This window comes from Histidinibacterium lentulum, assembly GCF_003789055.1.
In the GTDB taxonomy this organism is placed as follows: Bacteria; Pseudomonadota; Alphaproteobacteria; order Rhodobacterales; family Rhodobacteraceae; genus Oceanicola; species Oceanicola lentulus.
The window spans coordinates 629,199-638,439 of the sequence record NZ_ML119081.1; the positions used below are offsets into that span (position 1 = coordinate 629,199).

General features: G+C 66.5%; 8 protein-coding genes. 2 read left to right on the forward strand and 6 right to left on the reverse strand.

Annotated features, from left to right (window positions below; genetic code table 11):
* Positions 1-26: 26 nt before the first annotated feature.
* The 6 genes from EAT49_RS02995 to EAT49_RS03020 all read right to left on the reverse strand — a co-directional run bounded on the left by EAT49_RS02995 (position 27) and on the right by EAT49_RS03020 (position 6,208).
* Positions 27-755, reverse strand: a complete 729-nt coding sequence (locus EAT49_RS02995; protein WP_123640775.1) for a ThuA domain-containing protein — start codon at positions 753-755, stop codon at positions 27-29.
* Between the two features lie 15 nt (positions 756-770).
* Positions 771-2,294 carry a sugar ABC transporter ATP-binding protein gene (locus tag EAT49_RS03000; RefSeq protein ID WP_123640776.1) on the reverse strand — a complete coding sequence of 508 codons (1,524 nt, stop codon included), beginning with the start codon at positions 2,292-2,294 and terminating at the stop codon, positions 771-773.
* Positions 2,291-3,292, reverse strand: a complete 1,002-nt coding sequence (locus tag EAT49_RS03005) for an ABC transporter permease (RefSeq protein WP_123640777.1) — start codon at positions 3,290-3,292, stop codon at positions 2,291-2,293. Before EAT49_RS03005 ends, EAT49_RS03000 begins: the two co-directional genes overlap by 4 nt.
* Positions 3,293-3,302: 10 nt before the next feature.
* Positions 3,303-4,202, reverse strand: a complete 900-nt coding sequence (locus EAT49_RS03010; RefSeq protein ID WP_246003747.1) for an ABC transporter permease — start codon at positions 4,200-4,202, stop codon at positions 3,303-3,305.
* 168 nt (positions 4,203-4,370) lie between these two features.
* Entirely contained in the window at positions 4,371-5,168 is a 798-nt protein-coding gene (locus tag EAT49_RS03015; RefSeq protein WP_123640779.1) for an SDR family oxidoreductase, read from the reverse strand.
* A gap of 80 nt (positions 5,169-5,248) precedes the next feature.
* Positions 5,249-6,208 carry a sugar ABC transporter substrate-binding protein gene (locus EAT49_RS03020; protein WP_123640780.1) on the reverse strand — a complete coding sequence of 320 codons (960 nt, stop codon included), beginning with the start codon at positions 6,206-6,208 and terminating at the stop codon, positions 5,249-5,251.
* A 257-nt stretch (positions 6,209-6,465) separates the two neighbouring features.
* Here EAT49_RS03020 and EAT49_RS03025 point away from each other — a divergent pair, with 257 nt between their 5' ends.
* Both EAT49_RS03025 and EAT49_RS03030 read left to right on the forward strand, forming a co-directional pair.
* Complete coding sequence (locus EAT49_RS03025) at positions 6,466-8,226, forward strand: extracellular solute-binding protein (RefSeq protein ID WP_221181426.1); 1,761 nt, start codon at positions 6,466-6,468, stop codon at positions 8,224-8,226.
* Positions 8,227-8,238: 12 nt separating this feature from the next.
* Complete coding sequence (locus EAT49_RS03030) at positions 8,239-9,045, forward strand: SDR family NAD(P)-dependent oxidoreductase (protein WP_123640781.1); 807 nt, start codon at positions 8,239-8,241, stop codon at positions 9,043-9,045.
* The last annotated feature ends 196 nt before the right edge of the window (positions 9,046-9,241 follow it).

Genomic DNA, 9,241 nt, shown 5'->3' on the forward strand with positions numbered 1-9,241 from the left:
GTCCGGGCTCCGTCCGGCCGGCTGCCTCAGGCCGCCTGCGCCCGCGCTGCCTGCCGGCCTTCGGCCGCCCATATCGCGCCGCGCCGGATCATTTCGGTGACCTGCGGCATCTTCAGGTCGCGCAGTTCGTGTCCGATGGAGCAGTAGAACACCCGTCCCCGGTCCCAGCGCCTCGTCCACGTCACCGGGATCACCGTCCCCTCGATCCACCACAGGTGATCGCCGGAAAAGGTCGTCGTCGCCAGAACCTCGTTCGACGGGTCGGTGAGCATGTAATACTGCTCCGACCGGATGCGGAACGACCTGATCCCCCGCACAAGCGGATGGTCGGGTCTGCAGATCGTCACGTCGTAGTCGATGTAATCCTCCTCGGGCTGGAGGTTGTCGGGCCAGCCCGGCGGATGCGCCACGAACTGCCCGCCAATGAGAAAATGATAGGTCGGCCGGTCGCGAAAGGCGTCACCCATGTGCCCGTGCCACCCGGCAAGGCCGCAGCCGTCGCCGATGAGCGTCAGCAGCCCCTTCTCCTCCTCGGCGGTCATGTTTCCGAATTCCTCGCGGTGGCCGGAGCGGGCCGATGACCAGATCGGCGTGATCAGGTCCACGTCCGCCATGCCGGCAGGGTCCGCCAGCGGCGCCAGCGTGTCGTGCACCACGACATCGAAGCCGTTGTCGCGCAACAGCGCCTCGTACCAGTCCGCAAAGGCCGTGGGCGCATGGCCCTCCCAGCCGCCCACGAAAAGCGCTGCCTTCATCGTCGGTCTCTCCTGTCAGGCCGGTTCGGCGACCGGCGCATCCCTGTCGGCGCGAATGCCGGAAATCGCCTGAATGAGGTTGTCCTCGGTCACCTCCTCGGAGGTGAAGGTCCGCATGATCCGCCCCGAATACATCGCCACGATCCTGTCCGAGACATGCAGCACCTCGGGCATCTCGGAGCTGATGACGATGACCGCGTAGCCCTGCGCGGCAAGCTCCCGGATCAGCTTGTGGATCTCCGACTTGGAGCCCACGTCGATCCCGCGCGTCGGCTCGTCCACGATCAGCACCTCGGGATGCATCGACAGCCACTTGCCGATGACGATCTTCTGCTGGTTCCCGCCCGAGAGATTGCCCACCGTCTGACGCCACCCCGGCGTGCGGATGTCCAGCCGGTCCCGGTACTGGTCGAAGATCGCGACCTCCGCCCCCTCGGCCACGAAGGGCCCCGCCTTCAGGTCGTCCACCTGCGGCAGGGTCATGTTGTCCCGGCAGTTCATTCCCAGCACCAGCCCCTGCCCCTTGCGGTCCTCCGGGACAAGGCTGATTCCCTTGGCGATGGCGTCGTGCGGTGACGATATCCGCACCACCTCGCCGTTGAGCAGGATCTCCCCTCCCGAGGGATTGCGCAGGCCGAAAAGCGCCTCCGCGATCTCGGTCCGCCCCGCGCCAACCAGCCCGTAGAAGCCCAGCACCTCGCCCTTGCGGACCGAGAAGCTGACATCCTGGAAGAGCTTGCCGCAGCTCAGCCCGCGCACCTCCAGCGCAACGTCGCCCAGCTCGTGATGCACCGTGTTCCGGCTCAGGTCGAGCGACCGGCCGATCATCAGCTGCGTGATCGCATCCTCGTCGGTCTCCGCCGTGTTCACCGTCCCCCGATAGGAGCCGTCCCTCAGCACGCTGATCCGGTCGGTAATCTTGAAGATCTCTTCCATCCGGTGGGAGATGTAGATGATCCCCACGCCACTGCCGCGCAGGTCGGCGATCACGTCGAAGAGCACCGACTTCTCCGCATCGGTCAGCGAGGCCGTGGGTTCGTCGAAGATCACCGCCTTCGCATCCACCGTCAGCGCGCGGGCGATCTCAACCATCTGCTGGTTGGCGATCGACAGCGACCCCACGATGGTGCGCGCGTCGAAGCCGACCTTAAGCTTCTTCAGGATCGCGTCCGTCCGCGCATAGAGCGTCTGCCAGTCCACGAGACCGAACCGTCTGCGCGGCAGCTCCCCGAGGTAGATGTTCTCCGCCACCGTCAGCTCCGTGGCGAGGCTCAGCTCCTGGTGGATGAAGACGATCCCCTGGGCCTTCGCCTCCATGGGCGTGCGCATGGTGACGGGCTTTTCCTCCACCACGATGCGGCCCTCGTCGGGCTGGTAGATGCCGCCCAGCACCTTCATCAGCGTGGATTTCCCGGCGCCGTTCTCGCCCATCAGGGCGTGCACCTCTCCGGGCATGACCTCGAAGGACACGCCGTCGAGGGCGCGGACACCGGGAAAGGTCTTGACGATGTTCTCGAGACGAAGCGCGGGCGCGGTCATGTCTTCAGGGCCTCCCTGCCCTTCACGTTCAGCTGCCGGTCGAGGAACAGCACGGCGATCAGGATGAGACCGATCACGAGGTTCACCGTCTCCGTCGCGGCGCCCATGTGGCCGAGGCCCTTGCGCAGCACCTGGATCGCGATGACACCGCCAAGGGTGGAGATCACGTTGCCCGATCCCCCCGCCAGCTTCGTGCCGCCCAGCACCACCGCAGTGATGACCCACAACTCGTAGAGCTGCCCGTCGTTGGGGTTCACCGATCCGCTCTCGGAATAGAAGACCACCGCCGACAGCGCCGCGAGAAAGCCGATGATGACGAAGTTGATCAGCATGTGCGGCCCCACGCGGATGCCCGCGTTCACCGCCGCCTCGCGGTTGTTGCCGATGGCATAGGCATTGCGCCCGTGCACCGTCTTGGTGCTCAGGAACCACATGAAGAGCGTGACCGCGAGCAGGAACCACGTCGGCGTGTGCAGCCCGAGGAACTGCGCCTCGGCGAAATCGACCAGCGTCCAGTTGAGATTGCTGGTCGGCTGCTCGCCGTTGTACATGAAGACAAGGCCCCGGTAGCCCAGCATCGAGCCCAGCGTGACGATGAACGCATCGACCCCGGTCTTCCACACGATCAGTCCGTTGATCGCGCCCAGAAGCGCCCCGACCGCCAGAGCGAAGAACCAGGCAAGGGGGATCGCCCAGTCTCCCATGGCCGCCATGAAGGGCCAGCTCATGCTGTCGAGCAGCACGACGGCTGCCAGGGCGAAGGTGGCGCCGACGCTGAGGTCGATGTTCCCGTTGATCATGATCAGCGTCATGCCCATGGCGATGATGCCGATGGGGGCGGCCTGCTTCAGCGTCAGAAGAAGGTTGTCGGGCGCGAGGAACGGCGTGTTCGACGTGGACACCATGTCGCCCACGATGCCGAAGAAGGCGAGTTCCAGCAGGACGAAGGCCCAGATCGCGCCCGTGCGCAGGAAGGTGGAAAGGCTTCCGGGTTTCATGGTCTCGCCCTCACGCTATCGGAGACAGGAGCCGGCCGCGCTTGGCCGCGATGTCGAGCCAGACCGCCAGGATGATGATGACCCAGGTCACGACGTACTGGACGTAGAACTGCAGCCCCACCAGCAGCAGACCGTTCTGGATGAACCCCAGGATCAGCACACCGATGACGGTCTTGAAGATCGTGCCCGACCCCCCCAGCAGCGAGGCACCGCCCAGGATCACCGCCGCCAGCACCTCCAGCTCCATGCCCTGTCCCACCGTGTTCTGGCTGCCCAGCGAGCGGGAGGCCTGCAACAGCCCCGCCGTCGCCACGCAGAAGGCCGAGATGAGGTAGCAGGTGAACACCGTGCGTGCCCTGCGGATGCCCGAGAAGGTCGCCGCCGTGCCGTTGCCGCCCACGGCATAGACCTTTCGTCCGAACGGTGTCTTCGCCAGCATGATCCCGAGGAGCGAGGCCAGCAGCAGGAAGATCAGGATCGGCATCGGGATGCCCAGCACCCGCTCCTGACCGAAGACGGAGAACCAGGTGCCCGCCTTGTCGGCGATGTCCATGTTCTTGCCGCCCGACCAGGTCAGCGTCAGGCCGTGGATCGCCGACAGCATCCCCAACGTGACGATGAGCGAATTGAGCTTCAGATAACCCACGAGAAAGCCGTTGAACGCGCCGAGACAGAGCGTCAGCGCGAACATCGCCGGAATGGCCAGGCCCGGACCGATCTGGTCGTGCAGGTCCAGCACCACGATGGTGGAGAACGACATCATCGACCCGACCGACAGGTCGAGATTGCCCGAGATCACCACGAAGGTGACCCCGAGCGCCATCACGCCGAGGATCGCCGAGGACCGGATCACGCCCAGCACGTTGTCGGGGCTGATGAACCGCTCGTTGGCGAGCGTGAAGCCGATCATGAAGAGGACGAAGGCCACGAGGATGCCCTGTCGCGCAAGGAACCCCGCGATGCCCGCCTTGCTCAGCCCGCCCGCCGGCGTCGCGGCCGTCGTCCCGCCCCGGGCCGCGCTGCCGGTCGACGGGGTCTTTTCGCTCGCCTCGGTCATCCTGCATTCTCCTCCCAGCCCTCAGACCAGTGTCATGCCGCCGTCGATCATCACGATCTGCCCGGTCATGTAGTCGCTGTCCGCCGACGCGAGGAACGTCGTCGTCCCCGTGATGTCGGCCGGCCGCGCGACCCGTCCCCGCAGGATCTCCGCGGAGAATTCCTCCATCGCCTGACCCGGCCTCTGCGCCGCGCCGATCTCCATGAGGTCGCGGTCGACCTCCTCCCACATCTCGGTCGCCACGACGCCGGGGGCGAACCCCGTGACGGTGATATCATGCTTCGCCAGATCCCGGGCCGCAGACTGCGTCAATGACACGACCGCCCATTTGGAGGCGCAATAAGGTGCCACGTTGTCGAAGCCCTGCCGGCTCGCGATCGAGGCGGTGTTGACGATCTTGCCGCCCGACCCCTGGGCGATCATCTGGCGCGCCGCCTCCTGCATCCCGATCAGGCAGCCGAGCCCGTTCACCCCCATGATGAAATTCCAGTTCGACTCGGTCACGTCGAGAAAATTCATCGGCTTGTTCACGCCCGCGTTGTTGAACTTCACGTCGAGCTTGCCGAAGGCCTCGACCGTCCGGTCGATCATCGCCCGGACCTGCGCCCGGTCGGTCACGTCGACCGCGGCATGGGCGACCTTGCCGCCCCCCGCCTCGGCCCGCGCCCGGTTCGCCTCGGCGACCTCCGCCACCTGTGCCCCGTTGATGTCCGCGAAACAGACGTCCGCGCCCTCGTCCAGCAGCGCCTCGCCAATGGCACGTCCGATGCCGCGCGCCGCACCCGTGACGATGCACGAGCGCCCCGTAACTCTTCCCATGACCCCTCCCAGGTCTTCAGGCCCCTGAAAGGTACCGGGCGCAGGAAACCTTCCCCGCGCCCGGCGCCCCGGGAGGTGCGTCAGAACACGGGCTTCGTGAACTCGCCCATGTTGTCCTGGGTGATCTTGGGCGTGTCGAAGTAGTTCAGGAACGGCACGTCCTCGCCGTTCAGGATGTCGAGCGCGGTCTGCAGCGCGGCCTCGGCATCGTCGACCGGCGACTGGTAGATCGAGCCCCAGTAGTCGCCCGCCTCCATCGCCTCGTAGCCCACGGCGAAGTTGGTCGCGCCCACGAAGACGATGTCGCCCGCCCGGTCCGCGGCCCGCGCCGCGTTCAGCGCGCCGACGCCCATGTTGTCGTCGCCGGAATAGACGCCGTCGATATCGTCGTACTTGACCAGGAAGGCCTCCATCACCTGCTGGCTCTTCTCGCGGTTCCAGTCGCCGGGCTGGGTCTCGACAAGCGTCACGTTCGGGCAGACCTCGGGCAGGCGCTCCTCGAAGCCCTGTGCCCGCTCGATGGCGGTCGTATAGCCGGGCTGGCCGCTGATCTGCACGATCTGCGCCTCGTCCTCGATGCCCATTTCGGTGAAGCGGTCGCACATGATCTCGGCGGCGCGCTGGCCCTGGGTGATGTTGTCCGGACCCGAGAAGGAGCGGATGAAATCAAAGCCCTGCTCGGCGATGTTCGAGTTCGTGATGACGACGGGAATGTCTTCCTGGAAGGCCTTGCGCACCGCGGGGATCACGGCCTCGCCGTTGGTCGGCCAGATGATCATGGCGTCGACCTGCTGCTGGATCAGGTCCTCGATCTGCGCGATCTGCCGCGCCACGTCGCCGCCCGCGTCGAGCACCACGACCTGCACGTCGTCGTTCGCCTCGGCGGCGGCGATGAAGGCCTGCTCGTAGGTGGTCTGATAGCTGTCGACGCCCACGTTGTTCTGCGTGATGCCGATGGTGTACTGCTGTGCGGCCGCGGCACTGCCGAGGGCTGCGAGCGCGGTCGTCGCGGCCAGCGCGGCCAGGGTCTTGGCTTTCATGTTGGGTCCTCCCCTTTGGTGTTCCGTCCGGGCTGTCTGCCCTCCTCCGGGCGGCGAGAATCGCTCGCGACAGCTCCTGCCCTACAGTTTCAAATCGGACAAACCGTTGTTCCGTCATTTTGTCCATTTCGGACATTCCTGATATCCATATCGGACAAGTGCGCGATGTCCCCGGATATCGTTTTGGACGATTGACAGAAGGAGATCAGGCCGTGACGCCATCCAAGCGGCGCAACCCGACAGAGAAACGCGAACAAGTGTCTGTTACGGATGCAAAAATCCATTCCGAGACGAATGCGGGCCCGCAGTCCCAGCAAGCTGCGCCGCTTGCGGCGGATCTCGACGTCGCCACCGCCTTCCTCGAGACGCTGACGCACGAGCTCGACACCTCGATCGAGCCGACGGCCCCCAACCCCTTTCTCAACATGAGCCTGCATCTCCTGCGCTGCCACCTGCAGGGCAAGACGGTGACCGCTTCCACCATGGTCTCCGCCTCGGGCGTCCCCTACGCCACAGCCACCCGCAAGCTTGCCGAGATGCAGCGCCAGGGCCTGATCGAGCAGCGGCCGCGGTCCCGGACCGGCCGGTCCTTCTCGCTGCACCCGAGCGAATCCATGCTGACCTTCTGGGCGCAGCTTTCGGACCGGATCTGCCGACTCGGCCAGCAGACCTTCGGCGGCACCGGCCCCGGAGGCTCCGACTATTTCTTCGGCGGCTCCTACATGGGCACGCGGGGCCTGATCCCGCCGCCCAGCGTGCTGCCCCAGCCGCTCCGCCTGCCCGGGGGCCTGCGCGTGCTGGTCCACGGCGATCCGACCTTCATGGTCATGGACGCGCTGAAGCGCCAGATCGAGCAGATCGTCGGCACCCGCATCCACCAGCGCGCCTTCTCCATCGACCGCCTGCGCGAGGAGGCCCTGCGCAACGCCGCCCGCCCCCAGAGCCGCTACGACCTCATCGCCGTCGACCTGCCCTGGATCGGAGAGTTCGTCACCCGCGGCGTGCTGCGTCCCCTCGACGAGGTGATGGACGTCGCGCGCCTCGATCCCGGGGATTTCCACACCGCCGGCTGGCGCGGTGCGCACTGGATGGGCCGGCCCTACGGCGTGCCCTCCCAGACCACGCCGGAGCTGCTCTTCTACCGCAAGGACTGGTTCGCCGAGGCCGGCATCGCGGCCCCCGGCACCACCGACGCCATGCTCGCTGCCGCCCGCCACTTCCACGCGCCCCGCCGGGGCCGCTACGGCATCGCCTGGAACGCCGCCCGCGGCACCGCTCTGGGACACACCTTCATGATGGTCTGCGCCGATTTCGGCCAGCCTCTGATCGACATGCCGCGCATCGCCGGAGGCTATGACGCCGACCGCCTCGACCGCGACACCCAGGTGACCATCGACACCGACCGCGGCCGCGCCGCCGCCGAATTCCTGCTCGAGCTGCTGGCGCTCGCGCCGCCCGACATCCTGTCGATGTCCTGGTACGAACGCGTGCGCCCCTATGCCGAGGGCAAGGTCGCCATGGCCTACGGCTACACGCTCCTCGCCCCCTATTTCGAGCTCGACCCCTCGTCCTCCGCCCATGGCAACACGGGCTACCTGCCCCATCCCGCCGGCCCCGGCGCCGATCCCGTGGCGCCCGTGGGCGGCTATGTCCTCGGCATCCCCGCGAACCTGCCGCCCGAGCGCGTGCCCGAGGCGGTGGAGGCGCTCATCGCCTTCACCTCGCCCGAGGCCCAGAAGCTCTATGTCCAGAACGGCAGCCGCACCAACCCGCGCTATTCCGTGGGCGCCGACCCCGAGGTGCGCCGGCTCAGCCCGATCTTCGAGGCCGTCGACCAGATGTCCTGGCGCGACGAGCTGCAGTTCTGGCCGCGCCCGCCGATCCCGCAGATCAGCCGGATCTTCCAGATCTGCGGCGAGGAATTCCACGACATGCTGCGCGGCGTCACCCGTCCGGGAGACGCGCTGGCCCGGGCCCAGGCCCGCGCCGAGGACACCCTGCGCGAAACGATCACTTAAGGGAGGACCGACATGGACCAGAGCCGCCTCAAGGGCAAGAACATCCTGATCACCGGCGCAGCCAAGGGCATGGGGGCGGCGAACGCCATCCATTTCGCCGAGCAGGGCGCCAATGTCTGCATCGGCGACATCGACGAGGCCGGCGCGCAGGAGACCGCCGAGGCGATCAACGCCAGGGGCAACGGTCGCGCCATCGCCGTCAGGATGGATGTCACCAAGCGCGCGGACAACGCCGCCGCCGTCGCCGCCACCGTCGAGGCCTTCGGCGAGATCAACGTGGGCCTCTTCAACGCCGGCCTGAACAAGCCCCGGTTCTTCATGGACATCGACGAGGACAACTGGGACATGATCATGACCGTGAACACCAAGGCGATGTGGCTCGGCATGCAGGAGACCGCGCGCCAGATGATCAAGCAGGGCAAGCGCGACTACCCCTACAAGATCGTCAACGTGGGCTCGATCGCGTCCCGGAAGCCGCTGGTGGACGTCACCGTCTACTGTACCTCCAAATACGGCTGCCTCGCCCTGACCCATTGCGGCGCGGTGGCGCTGGCCGAGCATGGCATCACCGTGAACGGCTACGCGCCCGGCGTCGTGGTCACCCCGCTCTGGGAACAGCTCGACAAGGACCTCATCGACATCGGCTTCAAGGAGCGCGAGGGCCAGGCCTACGAGGACATCGTCCGCGACGCGCTGCAGATCAAGCGCGTCTCCTATCCCGACGACGTCAAGGGCACGGCGGCCTTCCTCGTCTCGTCCGACAGCGACTACATGACCGGGCAGATGATCCACATCGACGGTGGCTGGTGCATCCAGTGATCCTTTCTTCAGGTCCGCTCCGCCCTGCAGGCGGCGGAGCGCTCGACCTCGTCCTTATGGGAGACAAGTCATGAACATGGCGTTGACGCCGAATGTATTGCAGCCGATGGATCTTGATCCGCACTGGCGTTGGGAGGGTCGTTTGCCGGCGTGGGGTCATACGTCGGTGGATTTCGAGCGGCGCGTGGATCATGAC